The organism is Bradyrhizobium sp. USDA 4501 (assembly GCF_054062115.1).
This window is the reverse complement of sequence record NZ_JBSSEX010000001.1, coordinates 3,228,805-3,247,278: the sequence shown is the minus strand read 5'-3', so window position 1 is coordinate 3,247,278 and position 18,474 is coordinate 3,228,805. Positions and strand designations below refer to the sequence as shown.

Below are 18,474 nucleotides of genomic sequence, written 5' to 3'. Positions count from 1 at the left end.
TTCAATACCATCGGCGCGGGGCGTCAACAAAAAGCCCCCGCGACGGATATCGCGGAGGCTGTTGTTTTATTCCCGCAGTGCAACGTCACTCGGAGGGGACGTCGCCGGAAATGATGTCACCGAACAGCTCCCACTTCTGCCCCTTGAAACGCTGCATCTGCAGCTGGGCGATCGGGGCGAAGTCGGTGGCCGAGGTGTTGATCTTGACGCCGGGCAGCAGGGTGTCGGGCGTAAAGTCCTTCAGGCTCGCCGCCTGCTTCATGACGTTGGCGCGGGTGAGATCGTCGCCGCACATTTCGAGCACCTTGGCGAGCGTCTGTGCGGCGCCATAGCCGTACACATAGCCGCCGTCGGTCTTGTCGGCGCCCGGCATGTACTTGTCGAGAAACTCGGCCCACTTCTTCATGCCGGGGTCGTTGTTCCACTGTGTGTCGGCGCCGTCCTTGGCGTAGGCCGCCGACAGCACGCCCTGCGCGTTGTCGAAGCCCGCCGGCTGCATCACGCTGCCGACCGAGGCCGACACGTTGGTGATGATCTGCAGCGGCTTCCAGCCGAGCTCGGCGGTCTTCTTGATGGTCTGCGCGCCGAACTTCGGCGTGGTGTAGATCAGCAGCACGTCGGGATTGGCGGCCTTGATCTTGACGATGTGGCCGTCGATCGACGGCTCCGAAATCTCATAGCTCTCCTCCATGATGATGCTGGAGGCCGCCTTGGCGCCAAAGCCGTCCTTGGTGCCCTTGAGGTAGTCTTTGCCGAAATCGTCGTTCTGATAGAGGATCGCGATCTTGGCGTCGGGCTTCTCCTTCATCAGCCACTTGGCGTAGATCTGCGCTTCGCTCTGGTAGCTCGGCTGCCAGCCCATGGTCCACGGGAAGTTCTTCGGGTCGTTCCACTTGGTGGCGCCTGTCGCGACGAACAGCTGCGGGATCTTCTTGGAATTCAGGTATTTCTGGATCGCGGTGTTGGACGGGGTGCCGAGCGGGTTGAAGACGAGCAATACCTCGTCGCTCTCGACCAGCTTGCGCACCTGCTCGACCGCCTTCGGCGGCGAGTAGGCGTCGTCATAGCTGACGAAATTGACCTTGCGGCCGTTGATGCCGCCGCGATCGTTGATCATCTTGAAGTAGGCTTCTTCGGTCTTGCCGATCACGCCGTAGGCGGAGGCTGGTCCCGAATAGGGGATGATGTTGCCGACCTTGATCTCGGTATCGCTTGCGCCGGTGTCGTATTTCTTTTGGGCGAATGCGGCAGTGGACGTCGCGGCAACAGCGACGATCGCCGCGGAAATCGCGGCGATCCGAACGGTAGAAAGCATAATATCTCCTGGTTTGCTTCTATAGGCTGTCAGTTTTTCTTGAACTTTGCGGCCAGTTGCTGGGCAACGATCGCAACCTGCCTGGCGCCGTGCGGCACGAGGAAGATGACGAGGAACAGCAGCACGCCGAACACCGCGCCCGAAAGGCCCTTCGAAATACCTTCGGCGATGTTGGGCACGAAGATGATGAAGGCGGAGCCGACGATCGAGCCGGGCAACCAGCCGACGCCGCCGACCACCATGCCGAGGAACAGCGAGATCGCGAGCTGGATGGTGTAGCCGTCGGGCGCCACGAACTGCACCGCGATGGCGCCGAGACCGCCGGCAACGCCGGTGATGCCGGCCGAGACGCCGAACGCCAGCGTCTTGTACAGCGCGACGTCGACGCCCATCGCGGAAGCCGCGATCTCGTTGTCGCGGATCGCCATGAAGGCGCGGCCGGAGCGCGAGCGCAGCAGGTTCACCGAAGCGATATAGATCGCGATCGTGACCACCAGCGTGAAGTAATACAGCCACATGTCCTGCCCCATCGGCAGGCCGAACGGCGCATCCGGCTTGGTGACCACGAGGCCCTGCACGCCGCCGGTCCAGTGCTCGAAATAGCCCAGCTTCAGAAGCTGCGGCATCGCGGTGGCTAGCGCAAAGGTCGCGAGCGCCAGATAGACGCCGGAAAGCCGCAGCGCCGGCTGGCCGAACAGGAAGCCGAAGCCGAAGCAGACGATGCCGGCGATCGGCAGCGTGAGGGCATAGTTCATGCCCGCATGCTCCATCAGGATCGCCGAGGTGTAGGCGCCGACGGCGTAGAACGCGCTCTGGCCGAGCGAGAACTGGCCGGAGCCACCGGTCAGGATGTTGAGCGCCAGCACCGCGAGGCCGTAGATCAGAAGCATCGTCATCTGGAAGATGATGAAGTTCTTGACGAACAGCGGGATCAGGATCAGCGCGGCGAGCACGACGAGCGAGGTGCCGTAGCCCAGCGTCATGGCGCGCTTGGGAACGGCCTCGACGGCCTGGCCTTCGGTGACGACTTCGACTTCTTCAGCGGCGCTCATGATCAAACTCGCTTCACGATGGCGCGGCCGAACAGGCCTGCCGGTTTCACGACCAGGACGACGATGATCAGCGCAAGCGCGATCGGAAGTTTCAGTTCATTGCCGACGCCGGGGATGTAGGTGCCGACGAGGTTCTCGAAGACGCCGACCAGGAAGCCGCCCATGACGGCGCCGAACGGGCTCGACAGGCCGCCGAGCACGGCTGCGGCAAATCCATAGATCAGCACGCCGAGCATCATGTTAGGCTCGAGGAACACCACAGGTGCGATCATCATGCCGGCGATCGAGCCGATCGAGGCGGCCATGCCCCAGCCCAGCGCGATCATCCACGAGGTGTTGATGCCGACCAGTCGGGCCGATTCCGGCAGCGATGCGGCGGCGCGCATCGCAAGACCGACCCGGGTGAAGCGGAAGAAGAAGAACAGCAGGAGCAGCATCAATAGCGTGATGCCGATCATGCCGGCCTGATGGGTCGAGATCAGCTGGCTGCCGAGGAACGGTGAGGAACCGAACGGCGTCGGATACTGCTTGATGGTGAAGTCCCAGATCAGGCCGGCGACCGAGTTGATGATCGCGTAGAGCGCGATGAAGCCGGCGACGTTGGTCAGGATCGGCGCCTTCGCCAGCGGCTTGAACAGCAACCGCTCGATGACGATGCCGGCGGCGAACGAAAAGGCGACGGTGAGCACGAAGGCGCCCCAATATGGCACGCCCCATTGCATCAGCTGCCAGGACACGAAGGTCGAGAACATCGCCATTTCGCCCTGGGCGAAATTCAGATGGTCGATGGCCTGGTAGATCATGACCACCGCGAGCGCCATGCAGGCATAGATCGCGCCGGTGGCGATGCCGGCCAGGACCTGGTTGGCAAAAAGCTCCATTGTGCCAGCTCCCTCAGTAGCCGAGATAGGATTTGCGGACGTCTTCGTTGTTCGCGATGTCCTTGGCATTGCCCGACATCACGATCCGTCCGGTTTCGATCACGTAGGCCTGGTCGGCGAGCTCGAGCGCGAGCTGCGCATTCTGCTCGACCACCAGGATGGTCACCTTTTCCTCGCGATTGATCTTGCCGAGGATGCGGAACAGGTCGCGCACGATCAGTGGCGCGAGGCCGAACGACGGCTCGTCGAGCAGCATCAGGCGCGGCCGCAGCATCAGCGCGCGCGCCACCGCGAGCATCTGCTGCTCGCCGCCGGACAGCGTGCCGGCCTGCTGGGTGTAGCGCTGCTTCAGCACCGGGAAATGCTCGTACATCCGTTCGATGTCGGCGCCGATCGCCTTCTTGTCCGGGCGGCTGATGGCGCCGAGCTGCAGGTTTTCCTCCACCGTCATGTTGGTGAAGGTGCCGCGGCCCTGCGGCACGTGGGCGATGCCGAGGCGGACCACGTTTTCGGTCGAGCGCGTGCCGATCGGCTTGCCCTCGAACTCGATCGCGCCGGTGGAGCGCACCATGTTGCAGATCGCCCGCAGTGTGGTGGTCTTGCCGGCGCCGTTGGCGCCGAGCAGCGTGGTCAGCGAGCCCTCGTTGAGCGAAAAGGAGAGGCCGTGCAGGGCCTGGACCTGGCCGTAATAGGCGCGCAGGTCCTTGACGTTGAGCATCGTGGTCATTGGTCCTTGCTCCCCAGATAGGCCTTGATGACATCAGGGTCGGCCTGGACCTGGGCCGGCGTGCCTTCGGCAAGCTTGCGGCCGAAATTGAGCGCGACGACGTGGTCGGCGATCGACATCACGAGACCCATGTGATGCTCGACCAGCAGCACGGTGATCTTGCGGTCGTCGCGGATTTTGCGGATCAGGTCGCCGAGCACATAGACTTCCTCGTGATTGAGGCCGCCGGCCGGCTCGTCGAGCAGCAGGATCTTCGGATCCGCGGCCAGGGCGCGCGCCAGTTCGACGCGCTTCTGGGTGCCGAACGGAAGTCCCGAGACCACGGTGTGGGCGACGTCCTCGAGATCGAGATAGCCGAGGATGTCGTGCACCTTCTTGTTCATGTCGGTCTCGCCGCGGCGGACCCAGGCGAGGCGCAGCGAGTCGCTGACGATGTCGCTCGAGGTGCGCGCATGCGCGCCGACGCGCACATTGTCGATCACGGACAGGTTGGGGAACAGCGCGACGTTCTGGAAGGTGCGACCGATGCCGATCTCGGCGATCCGGTGCGGCGGGCGCGACAGGATGCTCTTGCCTTCCATCAGGATGTCGCCGGACGACGGCTGATAGAGCCGCGACAGGCAATTGAACAGCGTCGTCTTGCCGGCGCCGTTCGGCCCGATCAGCCCGAGGATCTGTCCATGGCGCATGTCGAACGACACGCCGTTCAGTGCGATGATGCCGCCGAACACGACGCTGACGTCGCGAACCGCGAGCAGGGGATCATTCCCCTGCGCGAGCTGTGCCTGCGTCATCTCGTCTCGCCCGCCGTCTTCGAGCGGTGCGAGCGGCCCTGCGATGCGTTTCGCTGGACGTGATGGAGGCTATCTGATCCCCTCGGCCAAACGTGCAACTTTCCCTCCTACTCTGGTCTTTTTGCGTTCTTCTTTTTTGGATTGCGGCGCCATTCCACCGAGCGCCTGCTCGATGTTCCTTACCATCGCGACAAGACGAGGTCCAATGTCGTTGAGCAATCTGTCTTCCGTGAAGCGGAATGCCGGCGCGCCGCAATTGAAGGCGTAAGGACCGGTTCCGTCGTTCAATCTCAATGCAACGCCGACTGCGGCGACGTCGTTCTGCCAGTCGCCTGCGGACATCGTGAAGCCGTGCTTCGCGACCGTCTCGCCGGAGCGCTCGATGCCGTCGCGCATCTTGGCCCAGCGGCTGCCGTAGTGATCCCGCAGCTCACGCAGTAAAGCCGCGCGCTCGTCGGGCGGCAATGCCCAAATATAAGCACGCCCCATCGCGGTGGTTGCGATCGGCACCCGCGAGCCGACGTCGAGTTGTACGCCGAGCGCCAGGCCGTTCCGGCTCTGGCCGAAATAAATCATGCTGTGGCGGTCGCGGCCGCCGACGGCGACCGCTCCGCCGGTCGCGCGCATCACTTCTTCTCGATAGGGCTCGGACAAATGCCGAACGCCGAGATTGGCGAGCGCGGCGTAGCCGAGTGCCATCGCCGACGGCGCGAGTTGGTACTTCTCGAACTTCGGTACAGGTGTAAGGTATCCCAGCTTGGTCAGCGTGTAGGTCAGCCGGGAAATGGTTGGCTTCGGTAACTTGGTGCGGGCCGCAATCTCCTGATTGCCGAGCAGCCCGTCATTGGGTTGGAATGCGCGCAGGACGTCCAGTCCGCGGGAAAGGGCGACGACGAAATTGCGATCGGTCGCGGCTTTCTTGCTAGCGCGCTTCATCCCTATCCTTGCCCTGCCCTTGTCATGCTCGTTGACAAGGCACGTGCTTCAAAATAACCCTCCATGTCAAGATGTGGAATTAAATTTCGCAGTGCGAAATTGGTCTAATCGTAGCGGCTCAACGCAAGTCGTGCAGCTACTCAACACAAGTCCAAGAACAAGCGTCCAGGGAGAGTCCCGGTGAGTGAAGTCGTCAAGCTCGAACGTCATGACAATATTGCCGTCGTCACGGTCAACAGTCCGCCTGTGAATGCGCTGAGCGCCGCGGTGCGCGGCGGCATCTTCGAGTGCATCAAGAGCGCGATCGATGATGCGCTGGTCCAGGGCATCGTGCTGACCTGCGCCGGCCGTACCTTCATCGCCGGCGCCGACATCACCGAATTCGGCAAGCCGCCGAAGCCGCCCGGGCTCGCCGAAGTGCTGAGCCTGATGGAGAGCTCGCCGAAGCCGATCGTTGCCGCGATCCACGGCACCGCGCTCGGCGGCGGCCTCGAGGTCGCGCTGGCCTGCCACTACCGTGTCGCCACCAAGGACGCCAAGCTCGGTCTGCCCGAGGTGAAGCTCGGCCTGCTGCCCGGCGCCGGCGGCACCCAGCGCCTGCCGCGCGCGGTCGGTCCCGAGCTCGCGGTCAAGATGATCGTCGGCGGCGATCCGATCGGCGCGGACGCGGCGCTGAAGGCCGGCCTGATCGAGGAGATCGTCGAGGGACCGGCTTCGGGCGGTGAGGCATTCGCGCGCAAGGTGGTCGCCGAGAAGCGTCCGCTGCGCAAGCTGCGCGACGACGACAGCAAGCTCGCCGCGGCCAAGGCCGATCGTTCGATCTTCACCAATGCGGTCGCTGCGCTGACCAAGAAGTCGCGCGGCCTCGAGGCGCCGTTCGCCGCTGCCGACGCCGTCGGCGCCGCGATCGACCTGCCGTTCGATGAGGGCATGAAGAAGGAGCGCGAGGGCTTCCTCAAGCTGATGAACGGCGACCAGTCCAAGGCACAGCGCTACGCGTTCTTCGCCGAGCGCGAAGCCGCCAAGATCTCCGGCGTCCCCGAGGGCACCAAGGGCCGCAACGTGGCGCGCGTCGCCATCCTCGGCGCCGGCACCATGGGCGGCGGCATCGCGATGTCGTTCGCCAACGCCGGCATCCCGGTCACCCTGATCGAGACCGGCGAGGAGCAGCTCAAGCGCGGCATGGGCATCATGCAGAAGAACTACGAGGCGACCGCCGCGCGCGGCGGCATCCCGGCGGACGCGCCCGCCAAGCGGATGGCGCTGATCAACGGTGTCGTCGGCATCGAGAACGTCGGCGACGCCGATCTCGTGATCGAGGCGGTGTTCGAGACCATGGCGGTGAAGAAGGAAGTGTTCGGCAAGCTCGACCAGTACGCCAAGCCGGGCGCGGTGCTGGCCTCCAACACCTCCTATCTCAACATCGACGAGATCGCGAAGTCGACCAAGCGTCCGCAGGACGTGCTCGGCATGCACTTCTTCTCGCCGGCCAACGTCATGAAGCTGTGCGAGATCGTGCGCGCCGACAAAACCGCGCCCGACGCGCTGGTCACGGCCGTCTCGATCGCCCGCAAGATCGCCAAGGTGCCGGCAGTGGTCGGCGTCTGCGACGGCTTCGTCGGCAACCGCATGCTGGCGCAGCGCGGCAAGCAGTCCGAGAAGCTGCTGTTCGAAGGCGCCCTGCCGCAACAGGTCGACGCCGTGGTGACCAAGTTCGGCATGCCGATGGGCCCGTTCGCGATGGGCGATCTCGCCGGTCTCGACATCGGCTGGCGCTCGCGCAAGGACCGCGGCATCAAGTCGGAGATCGCCGACGCGCTGTGCGAAGCCGGCCGCTTCGGCCAGAAGACAGGCAAGGGCTACTACAAGTACGAGCCGGGCTCGCGCGCGGCGCTGCCCGATCCGGAGGTCGAGAAGCTGATCGACGAGACGCTGGCGCGCCTCGGCCGCAAGAAGCGCGTCGTCAGCGACGACGAGATCCTCGAGCGCATGATGTACCCGATGATCAACGAAGGCGCGAAGATCCTCGCCGAGGGCATCGCGGCGCGCCCGTCGGATATCGACGTGGTCTGGCTCTATGGCTATGGCTGGCCGATCTATCGCGGCGGTCCGATGTTCTGGGCCGACACCGTCGGCCTCAAGCACATCGCCGATCGCCTGGCCTTCTACGCCAAGGAGACCAACGATCCCTCGCTCGAGCCGGCGCCGCTGCTCAAGAAGCTCGCCGACGAGGGCAAGACCTTCGCCTCGCTCGCCGCGCCGTCGAAGGCGGCGTGATTGGCCGACTGTAACCACGTGTCATTCCGGGATGCGCCGTAAGGCTCAGACCCGGAATCTCGAGATTCCCCGATGCGCAAATTGCGCATCTTAGGTTCACGCTGCGCGTGCCACGGAATGACAGTTTCCAGAGTCTGGTTTTCATGACCTATCCCGGCGAACAATATTATCCCAAGGGCGTGCAGTGGAGCGACGAGATCACGCGCGGCACGCTGCCGGACCTGCTGTCGAGCGCCGCCGCCGAGTTCGGCGCGCGCCCGGTGCTCGAATTCCGCGACCGGCCGATCAGCTACGCCGAGCTGGAGGCCCTGGTCGAGACCGCCGCCGCTTCCTTCATGCGGACCGGCTACGGCAAGGGAACGTCGGTCGCGCTGTTCCTCGGCAATTCGCCTGACCATCCGATCAATTTCTTCGGTGCGCTGAAGGCCGGCGCCCGCGTCGTGCATCTGTCGCCGCTCGACGGCGAGATCGCGCTGTCGCACAAGCTGTCCGATTCAGGCGCGCGGGTGCTGGTCACCAGCAATTTGTCGGCGCTATTGCCGACCGCGCTGAAATTCCTCGCCAAGGGTCTGCTCGATCGTCTGATCGTCTGCGAGGACGACAATTGGGGCAAGGTCGGCACGCCGCAAACGGCGCTGCCCGACAATCCCGCGATCATCACCCATCGCCAGTTCATCGACGGCGCGACCAGGCCGTCGCAATGGCCGGCGGTCGACGTCGAGGACGTCGCGCTGCTGCAATATACCGGCGGCACTACGGGCCTGCCCAAGGGCGCCATGCTCAGCCATGGCAATCTCACCGCGGCGGTGTCGATCTACGACGTCTGGGGCAAGCCCGGGCGGCTCGAACGCAATGCGATCGAGCGCGTGATCTGCGTGCTGCCGCTGTTTCACATCTACGCGCTGACCGTCGTCCTGCTGTCGGCGATCCGGCGCGGCCATCTGATCTCGCTGCACCAGCGCTTCGACGTCGAGGCCGTGATGCGCGACATCGAGGTCAAGCGCGCAACGGTGTTTCCCGGCGTGCCGACGATGTGGATCGCGATCGCCTCGCTGCCCGATCTCGACAAGCGCGATCTCTCTTCGCTGGTGGTCGCCGGCTCCGGCGGCGCGCCGCTGCCGGTGGAGGTCGCGAAGATCTTCGAGCGCCGCGTCGGCATGAAGCTGAAGAGCGGCTGGGGCATGACCGAGACCTGCTCGCCCGGCACCGGCCATCCCAAGGAGGGACCGGAGAAACCAGGCTCGATCGGGCTGATGCTGCCCGGCATCGAGATGGACGTCGTGTCGCTGGAGGATTCCACCAGGGTGATGCCGGTCGGCGAGGTCGGCGAGATCCGCATCCGCGGCCCGAACGTCACCAAGGGCTACTGGAACAGGCCGGCGGAGACCGCGGAGGCTTTCGTCGGCGACCGCTTCCTCACCGGCGACATCGGCTACATGGACGCCGACGGCTATTTCTATCTGGTCGACCGCAAGAAGGACATGATCATCTCCGGCGGCTTCAACGTCTATCCGCAGATGATCGAGCAGGCGATCTACACCCATCCTGCCGTGCAGGAGGTGATCGTGATCGGCATTCCCGACGATTACCGCGGTGAGGCGGCAAAGGCCTTTATCAAGCTGCGCGACGGCGAGAAGACCTTCTCGATCGACGAGCTGCGTGCATTCCTCACCGGCAAGGTCGGCAAGCACGAACTGCCGGCGGCCGTCGAGTTCGTCGACGAATTGCCGCGCACCCCGGTCGGCAAGCTGTCGCGTCACGAATTGCGCCAGCAGCAGCCCAAGACTGCTCAAACCGAGACATCTCAATCCACGCAACAACAGACTGCATCAGGATCTCGCTCATGACCGACGCCGTTATCGTCTCCACCGCCCGCACGCCGATCGGCAAGGCCTATCGCGGCGCGCTCAACGTCACCGAGGGCGCGACCCTGCTCGGGCACGCGATCGGCGAAGCGGTGGCACGCGCCAAGGTCGATCCGAAGGAGATCGAGGACGTGGTGATGGGCGCGGCGATGCAGCAGGGAGCGACCGGCGGCAACATCGCGCGCAAGGCGCTGCTCCGCGCCGGCTTGCCGGTGACGGTCGCCGGCACCACGATCGACCGTCAGTGCGCCTCCGGCCTGCAGGCGATTGCGCTCGCCGCGCGCTCGGTGATCTTCGACGGCGTCGAGATCGCGGTCGGCGGCGGCGGCGAGTCGATCTCGCTGGTGCAGAACGACAAGATGAATTCCTTCCATGCCCAGGATCCGGCGCTGCTCAAGATCAAGGGCGAGGTCTACATGCCCATGATCGACACCGCCGAGATCGTCGCCAAGCGCTACAACATCTCGCGCGAGAAGCAGGACGAGTATGGGCTCGAAAGCCAGCGCCGCACCGCGGCCGCGCAGCAGGGCGGCAAGTTCAAGGAAGAGCTCGCGCCGATCACCACCATGATGGCGGTCACCGACAAGGCGACCGGTGCGGTCACGATGAAAGAGGTGACGCTGTCGCAGGACGAAGGTCCGCGGCCGGAGACCACGGCCGAAGGGCTTGCCAGCCTCAAGCCGGTGCGCGGCGAGGGCTTCACCATCACCGCCGGCAATGCCAGCCAGCTCTCGGACGGCGCCAGCGCCTCCGTGATCATGAGCGACAAGGAAGCCGCCAAGCGCGGGCTGAAGCCGCTCGGGATCTTCCGCGGCTTCGTCTCCGCCGGCTGCGAGCCGGACGAGATGGGCATCGGTCCGGTGTTCGCGGTGCCGCGGCTGCTGAAGCGCCATGGCCTCAAGGTCGACGACATCGATCTCTGGGAGCTCAACGAGGCCTTCGCGGTGCAGGTGCTCTATTGCCGCGACAAGCTCGGCATCGATCCGGAGAAGATCAACGTCAATGGCGGCGCGATTTCGGTCGGCCACCCCTACGGCATGTCGGGTGCGCGGCTCACCGGCCACGCGCTGATCGAGGGCCGCCGCCGCAAGGCCAAATACGCAGTCGTCACCATGTGCGTCGGTGGCGGCATGGGCGCGGCCGGCCTGTTCGAGGTGTTGCAGTAGGATTGTCGTCCCGGCGAAGGCCGGGACCCATACGCCGCGGCTTCTCTTTGGGCACATGCGGCAGCCGGCGTTGTCAAACACGAAAGCCGGTGGTTATGGGTCCCGGCCTTCGCCGGGACGACCAGGAAAGAAGCAGTTGAATTTCAAAAGGAGGATCCGATGGATCTCGCTTTCACCAAGGAAGAGATAGCGTTTCGCGAGGAGGTGCGGGAGTTCTTCAAGAACAACGTGCCGCCGGAGACCCGGCGCAAGCTGCAGGAAGGCCGCCATCTGTCGAAGGACGAGATGGTCACCTGGTGGCGCATCCTCAACAAGAAGGGCTGGGGCGTCACCCACTGGCCGAAGGAATATGGCGGCACCGGCTGGAGCACCGTGCAGCACTACATCTTCAACGAGGAGCTGCAGTCCTATCCGGCGCCGCAGCCGCTCGCCTTCGGCGTCAGCATGGTCGGCCCGGTGATCTACACCTTCGGCAACGAGAAGCAGAAGAAGGAATATCTGCCGCGCATCGCCAATGTCGACGACTGGTGGTGCCAGGGCTTCTCGGAGCCGGGCTCGGGTTCGGACCTCGCGTCGCTGAAGACCAAGGCCGAGCGCCGTGGCGACAAGTGGATCATCAACGGCCAGAAGACCTGGACCACGCTCGCCCAGCACGCCGACATGATCTTCTGCCTCTGCCGCACCGATCCGGCCGCGAAGAAGCAGATGGGCATCTCCTTCATCGTGTTCAGCATGAAGTCGAAGGGCGTCACCGTGCGTCCGATCCAGACCATCGACGGCGGACACGAGGTCAACGAGGTGTTCTTCGACGACGTCGAGGTGCCCTACGAGAACCTGATCGGCGAAGAGAACAAGGGCTGGGATTACGCAAAATTCCTGCTCGGCAATGAGCGCACCGGCATCGCCCGGGTCGGCGTGTCGAAGGAGCGGCTGCGCCGCATCCGCGCGCTGGCCTCCAAGGTCGAGGCCGGCGGCCGTCCGGTGATCGAGGATCCGGCGTTCCGCGAGAAGCTCACTGCCTGCGAGATCGAGCTGAAGGCGCTCGAGCTCACCCAGCTCCGCGTCGTCGCCGACGAGGGCAAGCACGGCAAGGGCAAGCCCAATCCGGCGTCCTCGGTGCTCAAGATCAAGGGCTCGGAGATCCAGCAGACCACGACCGAGCTGTTGATGGAGATCATCGGTCCGTTCGCCGCGCCCTATGACGAGCACGGCGATGCCGGTTCCAACGAGAGCATGGATTGGACCGCGCAGATCGCGCCGAGCTACTTCAACAACCGCAAGGTTTCGATCTACGGCGGCTCCAACGAGATCCAGCGCAACATCATCAGCAAGGCGGTGCTGGGACTGTAGTTTCCTCTCCCTCTCCCCGCTCTTCGCGGGGAGAGGGTTGGGGTGAGGGGCATCTCTCCGAGCAACGACTGCCGAGAGACCTGTACCCCCTCACCCGGATCGCTTCGCGATCCGACCTCTCCCCGCAAGCGGGGCGAGGTGAAGAGGCTCCGGCTTGAACAACGATCAGTTAGTTAAGGGAACGAACATGGATTTTGATCTGTCCGAGGAGCAGCGGCTTCTCAAGGAGAGCGTCGACGGGTTGCTGGCGGATGCCTACGACTTCGATGCGCGCAAGAAGTACATGAAGGAGAAGGGCGGCTGGAGCAAAGCGCTCTGGAGCAAGCTCGCCGAGCAGGGCCTGCTTGGTCTGCCCTTCGCGGAGACCGACGGCGGCTTTGGCGCCGGCGCGGTCGAGACCATGATCGTGATGGAAGCGCTCGGCAAGGCGCTGGTGGTCGAGCCTTATCTCGCCACCGTCGTGGTCGCCGGCAGTTTCCTGCGCCATGGTGGCTCGGCCGAGCAGAAGGCCAAGTACATTCCCGGCATCATCGACGGCAGCAGGACCTTTGGCTTCGCCCAGCTCGAGAAGAACTCGCGCTATGACCTCTTCGACGTCGTCACCAGCGCGAAGAAGAAGGGCGACGGCTGGGTGATCGACGGCGAGAAGTTCGTGGTGCTCAACGGCGAGAACGCCGACACGCTGATCGTGACCGCGCGCACCAAGGGCGGCCAGCGCGACAAGACCGGCATCGGCGTGTTCCTGGTCCCAGCGGATGCCAAGGGCGTCACCAGGAAGGGCTATCCGACCCAAGACGGCCTGCACGCGGCCGACATCACCTTCACCAATGTCGAGGTCGGTGCTGACGCTGCGATCGGCGATCCCGAGAACGGCCTGCCCCTGATCGAGCGCGTCGCCGACGAAGCCCGCATTGCGCTGTGCGCGGAAGCGGTCGGCGCGATGGACGAGTCGCTGAAGGAGACGGTCGAGTACATCAAGACCCGCAAGCAGTTCGGCGTTGCGATCGGCTCGTTCCAGAGCCTGCAGCACCGTGCCGCCGACATGTTCGTGGCGCTGGAGCAGGCCCGCAGCATGTCGATGTTCGCCACCATGGCGTCGGACTTCGACGATGCCAAGGAGCGTGCGTCGGCGGTCGCCGCCGCCAAGGTGCAGGTCGGCAAGTCCCTGAAGTTCGTCGGCCAGCAGTCGATCCAGCTTCATGGCGGCATCGGCATGACCATGGAAGCCAAGATCGGCCACTACTTCAAGCGGCTGACCATGATCGAGAACACCCTCGGCGACACCGACTACCACCTCCGCCGCGTCAGCGAGGGCGGTGGGCTGCTGGCGTAACCACACAGGCGTCATTCCGGGGCTCGCGAAGCGAGAACCCGGAATCTCGCGCCACAACTTCTGGATTCCGGGTTCGCGACTGCGTCGCGCCCCGGAATGACGTGCAACTAACAGGGAAACAACAACAATGAAAAACACCCCGTTCGATCTCACCGGCCAGGTCGCGGTCATCACCGGCTCGAGCCGCGGCATCGGCCGCGCATCGGCGGAGCTTTTGGCAAAACTCGGCGCCAAGGTCGTGATCTCCTCGCGCAAGGCGGATGCTTGCCAGGAAGTCGCCGACGGCATCAAGAACGCGGGCGGCGATGCGCTCGTCATCCCCTGCAACATCGCGCGCCGCAACGAGGTCGAGGCGCTGGTCTCGGGGACGATCAAGCATTACGGCAAGATCGACATCCTGGTCTGCAACGCCGCGGTCAATCCCTATTACGGCCCGCTGCTCGACATCACCGACGAGGCCTTCGACAAGATCATGGGCTCCAACGTCAAGAGCAACATCTGGCTGTCCGCACTGGCGATCCCGCAGATGGCCGAGCGCGGCAAGGGCTCGGTCGTGATCATCTCCTCGATCGGCGGACTTCGGGGTTCTACGGTGATCGGCGCCTACGGCATCTCCAAGGCGGCCGACTTCGCACTGTGCCGCAGCCTCGCCGGCGAGTGGGGCCCGAAGGGCGTGCGCGTCAATTGCGTGGCGCCGGGCCTGGTGAAGACCGATTTCGCCCGCGCGCTGTGGGAGGACCCGGACAATCTGAAGCGCCGCACCGCATCGACGCCGCTCCGCCGCATCGGCGAGCCCGACGAGATCGCAGGCGCTGTGGCCTATCTCGCTTCCGACGCGTCGACCTTCATGACCGGCCAAACCATCGTGGTCGACGGCGGCGTCACGACGGCTGCGACTTAATCTTCAAGAGAAGCCGTCATGGCCGGGCAAGCCCGGCCATGACGCGTTGCTTCAAACCTGCTCCAGCGCGCGCTCAAAATCCTCGATCAGGTCGTCGGGATGCTCGAGCCCGGCCGAGAAGCGAATGAAACCTTCGCTGATACCAAGTTCGGCGCGGGCCTCCGGCGCCAGGCGCTGATGCGTCGTGGTCGCGGGATGCGTGACTAGGCTCTTGGCATCGCCGAGATTGTTGGAGATGCGCGAGATCTTCAGCGCGTTGAGGCAGCGGAAGGCGCCGGCCTTGCCGTCCTTCACCTCGAAGCCGACCAGCGTCGAGCCGGCGCCCATCTGCTTCTTCACCGTCTCGGCCTGCGGATGATCGGGGCGGCCCGGATAAACCAGCCGCGTGATCTTCGGATGCTTGGCCAGCGCCTCGGCGATCTTCGCCGCGTTCTCGGTCTGGGCGCGGACGCGGACGCCGAGCGTCTCCAGCCCCTTCAGCAGCACCCAGGCGTTGAACGGCGACAGCGACGGCCCGGTCTGGCGCATGAAATTGTGGATGTGCTCGGCGATGAAGGCCTCCGACGACAGGATGACGCCGCCGAGGCAGCGGCCCTGGCCGTCGATATGCTTGGTCGCGGAATAGACCACGACGTCGGCGCCGAGCGACAGCGGGCTCTGCCAGATCGGCGTCGCGAACACGTTGTCGACGATCAGCCGGGCGCCGCCGCTATGCGCGATCTCTGCGATCGCGCCGATGTCGAGCACGTCGAGCGTCGGATTGGTCGGGCTCTCCAGGAAGAAGGTCTTGGTGTTCGGCCGCAATGCGCGCTGCCACTGGTCGAGATCGAGGCCGTCGACCAGCGTCGTCTCGATGCCGTAGCGCGGCAACAGGTCCTGCACCACGTAGAGGCAGGAGCCGAACAGGGCCTTCGAGGCCACCACATGATCGCCGGCCTTCAGCGGGGCGAGGATCGCGGTGGTCACCGCGGCCATGCCGGTCGCGGTCGAGCGCGCGGCTTCCGCGCCCTCGAGCTCGATCATGCGGCGCTCGAACATCGCAATGGTCGGGTTGGAATAGCGCGAATAGATGAAGCCGGGGTCCTGGCCCTTGAAGCGCGCCTCGCATTGCTCGGCGGTGTCGTAGACGTAGCCCTGGGTGAGAAACAGCCCTTCCGACGTCTCCCCGAATTGCGAGCGCAGCGTACCGCCATGGACGAGACGGGTTTCGGGACGAAAGCGGGCCGTGGTTTCAGATTCAGACATGTGACCTCCGAGGTGGCCATTTCCCCTGGAAACTGGCCACAAAAAAACCGGCCTGGAGCAACCTCCACAAGCCGGGATCACACTGTCCCCGGCCTGTTTAGCGACTTATTTAACGTGGCTGCAAGCCGGCCGGCTCAAATCACCACGGGATAAGTGCAGCTGATATTCCCTCGCGCCCTTTCCGTCAAGACGGTCATCGGATAACCCGTAAAAGCCCATATTTTGGGGCTTGATGGCCGCCTGGAGTATGATTTTTGAGTCATCTCAAGGGATCGCCGAGGGACCGCATCGTGTCGTTCACGCTGGAAGATGAATCCAACGGAATCCTGCCCGACCGCATGATCGCGGAGATGGCGGAGGCCGGCCTCATTCTGCCCGCCTATGACTTCGTCGAGAGCCAGATCCAGCCGGCCAGCCTCGATCTCCGCCTCGGCGACATTGCCTACCGCGTCCGCGCCAGCTTCCTGCCGGGGCCCGATGCCACCGTCGCCGAGCGGATCGACCAGCTGAAGCTGCACGAGATCGATCTGTCCGACGGCGCGGTGCTGGAGACCAACTGCGTCTACATCGTGCCGCTGCTGGAGAGCCTGGCGCTGCCGCCGGAGATCGTGGCCGCGGCCAACCCGAAGAGCTCGACCGGACGGCTCGACGTCTTCACCCGCGTGATCGCCGACGGCACCCGCCGCTTCGACATGATCGGCGCCGGCTATCACGGCCCGCTCTACGCCGAGATCAGCCCGAAGACGTTTCCCGTGCTGCTGCGCGAGGGTTCGCGGCTCAGCCAGGTCCGCTTCCGGATCGGCGAGGCGACGCTGACCGCCGACGAGCTCGATGCGCTGCATGCCGCCGAGCGGCTGGTCGACGCCGCCAATGCCGATCTCACCCATGGCGTCGCGCTCTCGGTCGATCTCTCCGGCGAGAGCTCGGGCGGCTTCGTCGGCTATCGCGCCAAGCGCCATACCGGCGTGGTCGATGTCGATCGCCGCGGCGGCTATGCTGTCGACGACTTCTGGGAGCCGATCAAGGCCCGGCCCGACGGCAGTCTCATCCTCGATCCCGGCGAGTTCTACATCCTGGCGTCGAAAGAGGCGGTGCAGGTGCCGCCGGACTACGCCGCGGAGATGGTGCCGTTCGATCCGCTGGTCGGCGAATTCCGCGTCCATTATGCCGGCTTCTTCGATCCCGGCTTCGGCTATGCCGGCGCCGGCGGAAAGGGGGCGCGCGCCGTGCTGGAGGTGCGCTCGCGCGAGGTGCCGTTCATCCTCGAGCATGGCCAGATCGTCGGCCGCCTCGTCTATGAGCGGATGCTCGAGCGCCCCGACGCGCTGTACGGCCAGCGCATCGGCTCGAACTATCAGGCGCAGGGCCTGAAGCTCTCCAAGCATTTTCGCGTGTAATTCCGTTTCGCGCGCGTGTAATTCCGTAGCCCGGATGAAGCGCTAGCGAAATCCGGGGCGCTGCATACGCGCATTGAGCCGCCCCGGATTGCGCTTCGCTGCATCCGGGCTACGATTGCGCGCGCGAGGCTTTATCTCGCCAACAAGAACAGCGGGAGCAGACATGACCGGAGAGCAGGACGCGCGCGAAACGCAATGGCGGAAGTGGCGCAGCGTCGCCGATCTCTATCACGCCTTCTTCACCGGGCTGATCCTCACCGTCGTCACGCGGCGCGGCACGGCTGATGCCGCCGAGTTCGTCTTCCGCGTGTTTCGTCGCCAGCAGCAGGAGCGCTTCCTGCCCGGCTTGAAGAAGCTCGGCCTCGACAGCCTGCCGCCGGCGGTCGCGGCCGCGCAGTATCATTATCTTTCCAACTGGATCGGCGGCGTGCATGTCGAATACATGTACGAGACCGACCGCAAGGCCTGGATCCGCTATCCGCCGCCGCGCTGGATCTGGAAGGGCACGGCGATCTGCGGCGTGCCCGGTGAGGTCTCGCGCGCGATGCTGCGCGGCTGGCACGCCAACAACGGTGTCGCGCTCGGGGACTTGCGGCTCGGCTTCGTCTGCACCAAGCAGAGTGTCGACGGCCAGGACGGCCTCGAAGGCTATTACTGCGAGTACGATCATCCGCTCGAGCTCGACCAGCGCCTGGTGTTCGCGCGCCATATCGAGGCGCCGCTGTTCGATCCGAACTCCGCGCCGGCGCTGCCGGTCGACAGCTGGCCGAAGCTGCGGCTGGAAAAGGCCTATCGCAACTACGCGATGGAATATGTGAAGACGGCCGCGCCGGTCATCGTGCAGGTGTTCGGCCCGGAGGATGCGAGCTATCTGCTGCATCTCACCGGCAGACTGATCGGCATGCAGTATTACGACGAGGTCGCGCAGGCGCTCGGCGGCCGCCGTGGCCGTGCAACGGAATTTGCCGCATTCCTGCGCACTCTCTTCGAGTCGCAGGACGATATTGCTGACATCACCGAATCCGAGGGCCAGTTCGAAATCCGCCAGCAGGGCTGGAAGCTGATGGCCGACGTGGCCGACTATCATCCGGCCTGCGCCAGCGTATTGACCGGCCTGTTCGAAGGGCTGGCCGCCGGCTGCGGGCGGCATATTCCGGTGCATCTGAAGCCGAACCGCGCCGCCGGCGCGCCGTTCGTCTGGTCGATCGGCTAGCCCCAAGGTTCATCCGGGTTCA

General features: G+C 64.8%; 15 protein-coding genes and 1 riboswitch. Of the genes, 8 read left to right on the top strand and 7 right to left on the bottom strand.

What is annotated here, in order from left to right; genetic code table 11:
• Window positions 1-85 precede the first annotated feature (85 nt).
• The 6 genes from ACVWZM_RS14930 to ACVWZM_RS14905 all read right to left on the bottom strand — a co-directional run bounded on the left by ACVWZM_RS14930 (window position 86) and on the right by ACVWZM_RS14905 (window position 5,705).
• Window positions 86-1,315, bottom strand: coding sequence for an ABC transporter substrate-binding protein (locus tag ACVWZM_RS14930; RefSeq protein ID WP_028338101.1), 1,230 nt, complete (start codon window positions 1,313-1,315; stop codon window positions 86-88).
• Window positions 1,316-1,344: 29 nt separating this feature from the next.
• Window positions 1,345-2,367 carry a branched-chain amino acid ABC transporter permease gene (locus ACVWZM_RS14925; RefSeq protein ID WP_092085378.1) on the bottom strand — a complete coding sequence of 341 codons (1,023 nt, stop codon included), beginning with the start codon at window positions 2,365-2,367 and terminating at the stop codon, window positions 1,345-1,347.
• 2 nt (window positions 2,368-2,369) lie between these two features.
• On the bottom strand, window positions 2,370-3,248 hold the full coding sequence (locus ACVWZM_RS14920) for a branched-chain amino acid ABC transporter permease (protein WP_028339071.1): 879 nt from the start codon (window positions 3,246-3,248) through the stop codon (window positions 2,370-2,372).
• A 13-nt stretch (window positions 3,249-3,261) separates the two neighbouring features.
• Window positions 3,262-3,975: an ABC transporter ATP-binding protein gene (locus ACVWZM_RS14915; RefSeq protein WP_038384532.1), complete on the bottom strand. Its 714-nt coding sequence runs from the start codon at window positions 3,973-3,975 to the stop codon at window positions 3,262-3,264.
• Complete coding sequence (locus tag ACVWZM_RS14910; RefSeq protein ID WP_016847575.1) at window positions 3,972-4,769, bottom strand: ABC transporter ATP-binding protein; 798 nt, start codon at window positions 4,767-4,769, stop codon at window positions 3,972-3,974. Before ACVWZM_RS14910 ends, ACVWZM_RS14915 begins: the two co-directional genes overlap by 4 nt.
• A gap of 69 nt (window positions 4,770-4,838) precedes the next feature.
• On the bottom strand, window positions 4,839-5,705 hold the full coding sequence (locus tag ACVWZM_RS14905; protein ID WP_018269093.1) for an IclR family transcriptional regulator: 867 nt from the start codon (window positions 5,703-5,705) through the stop codon (window positions 4,839-4,841).
• 180 nt (window positions 5,706-5,885) lie between these two features.
• On the opposite strand from ACVWZM_RS14905, the gene ACVWZM_RS14900 reads away from it, so the two are divergent.
• The 6 genes from ACVWZM_RS14900 to ACVWZM_RS14875 all read left to right on the top strand — a co-directional run bounded on the left by ACVWZM_RS14900 (window position 5,886) and on the right by ACVWZM_RS14875 (window position 14,597).
• On the top strand, window positions 5,886-7,982 hold the full coding sequence (locus tag ACVWZM_RS14900) for a 3-hydroxyacyl-CoA dehydrogenase NAD-binding domain-containing protein (protein WP_456853756.1): 2,097 nt from the start codon (window positions 5,886-5,888) through the stop codon (window positions 7,980-7,982).
• A gap of 143 nt (window positions 7,983-8,125) precedes the next feature.
• Window positions 8,126-9,829, top strand: a complete 1,704-nt coding sequence (pimA, locus tag ACVWZM_RS14895; protein ID WP_253625102.1) for a dicarboxylate--CoA ligase PimA — start codon at window positions 8,126-8,128, stop codon at window positions 9,827-9,829.
• A complete protein-coding gene (locus ACVWZM_RS14890) occupies window positions 9,826-11,013 on the top strand; it encodes an acetyl-CoA C-acyltransferase (RefSeq protein ID WP_092085386.1) in 1,188 nt (395 codons plus the stop codon). Before pimA ends, ACVWZM_RS14890 begins: the two co-directional genes overlap by 4 nt.
• Before the next feature lie 159 nt (window positions 11,014-11,172).
• On the top strand, window positions 11,173-12,363 hold the full coding sequence (gene pimC, locus ACVWZM_RS14885; protein ID WP_057016017.1) for a pimeloyl-CoA dehydrogenase large subunit: 1,191 nt from the start codon (window positions 11,173-11,175) through the stop codon (window positions 12,361-12,363).
• Window positions 12,364-12,550: 187 nt separating this feature from the next.
• Window positions 12,551-13,696: a pimeloyl-CoA dehydrogenase small subunit gene (pimD, locus tag ACVWZM_RS14880; protein WP_253625100.1), complete on the top strand. Its 1,146-nt coding sequence runs from the start codon at window positions 12,551-12,553 to the stop codon at window positions 13,694-13,696.
• A gap of 127 nt (window positions 13,697-13,823) precedes the next feature.
• A complete protein-coding gene (locus tag ACVWZM_RS14875) occupies window positions 13,824-14,597 on the top strand; it encodes an SDR family NAD(P)-dependent oxidoreductase (protein ID WP_456853752.1) in 774 nt (257 codons plus the stop codon).
• A gap of 51 nt (window positions 14,598-14,648) precedes the next feature.
• Here ACVWZM_RS14875 and ACVWZM_RS14870 read toward each other — a convergent pair whose 3' ends face one another.
• Window positions 14,649-15,842 (bottom strand): O-succinylhomoserine sulfhydrylase, encoded by a 1,194-nt coding sequence (locus tag ACVWZM_RS14870; protein WP_092085392.1) that lies wholly within the window; start codon window positions 15,840-15,842, stop codon window positions 14,649-14,651.
• 76 nt (window positions 15,843-15,918) lie between these two features.
• A riboswitch (SAM riboswitch) is annotated at window positions 15,919-15,998 on the bottom strand.
• Between the two features lie 134 nt (window positions 15,999-16,132).
• On the opposite strand from ACVWZM_RS14870, the gene ACVWZM_RS14865 reads away from it, so the two are divergent.
• Window positions 16,133-17,239 carry a 2'-deoxycytidine 5'-triphosphate deaminase gene (locus tag ACVWZM_RS14865; RefSeq protein WP_456856696.1) on the top strand — a complete coding sequence of 369 codons (1,107 nt, stop codon included), beginning with the start codon at window positions 16,133-16,135 and terminating at the stop codon, window positions 17,237-17,239.
• Window positions 17,240-17,402: 163 nt separating this feature from the next.
• Entirely contained in the window at window positions 17,403-18,452 is a 1,050-nt protein-coding gene (locus ACVWZM_RS14860; protein ID WP_456853750.1) for a hypothetical protein, read from the top strand.
• Window positions 18,453-18,474: the final 22 nt, after the last annotated feature.

Excerpts from the sequence above, each read along its gene's own strand:
- ACVWZM_RS14930 (WP_028338101.1), bottom strand. The coding sequence starts at position 1,315 with ATGCTTTCTACCGTTCGGATCGCCGCGATTTCCGCGGCGATCGTCGCT.
- ACVWZM_RS14925 (WP_092085378.1), bottom strand. The coding sequence starts at position 2,367 with ATGAGCGCCGCTGAAGAAGTCGAAGTCGTCACCGAAGGCCAGGCCGTC.
- ACVWZM_RS14920 (WP_028339071.1), bottom strand. The coding sequence starts at position 3,248 with ATGGAGCTTTTTGCCAACCAGGTCCTGGCCGGCATCGCCACCGGCGCG.
- ACVWZM_RS14915 (WP_038384532.1), bottom strand. The coding sequence starts at position 3,975 with ATGACCACGATGCTCAACGTCAAGGACCTGCGCGCCTATTACGGCCAG.
- ACVWZM_RS14910 (WP_016847575.1), bottom strand. The coding sequence starts at position 4,769 with ATGACGCAGGCACAGCTCGCGCAGGGGAATGATCCCCTGCTCGCGGTT.
- ACVWZM_RS14905 (WP_018269093.1), bottom strand. The coding sequence starts at position 5,705 with ATGAAGCGCGCTAGCAAGAAAGCCGCGACCGATCGCAATTTCGTCGTC.
- pimA (WP_253625102.1), top strand. The coding sequence starts at position 8,126 with ATGACCTATCCCGGCGAACAATATTATCCCAAGGGCGTGCAGTGGAGC.
- ACVWZM_RS14890 (WP_092085386.1), top strand. The coding sequence starts at position 9,826 with ATGACCGACGCCGTTATCGTCTCCACCGCCCGCACGCCGATCGGCAAG.
- pimC (WP_057016017.1), top strand. The coding sequence starts at position 11,173 with ATGGATCTCGCTTTCACCAAGGAAGAGATAGCGTTTCGCGAGGAGGTG.
- pimD (WP_253625100.1), top strand. The coding sequence starts at position 12,551 with ATGGATTTTGATCTGTCCGAGGAGCAGCGGCTTCTCAAGGAGAGCGTC.
- ACVWZM_RS14875 (WP_456853752.1), top strand. The coding sequence starts at position 13,824 with ATGAAAAACACCCCGTTCGATCTCACCGGCCAGGTCGCGGTCATCACC.
- ACVWZM_RS14870 (WP_092085392.1), bottom strand. The coding sequence starts at position 15,842 with ATGTCTGAATCTGAAACCACGGCCCGCTTTCGTCCCGAAACCCGTCTC.
- ACVWZM_RS14860 (WP_456853750.1), top strand. The coding sequence starts at position 17,403 with ATGACCGGAGAGCAGGACGCGCGCGAAACGCAATGGCGGAAGTGGCGC.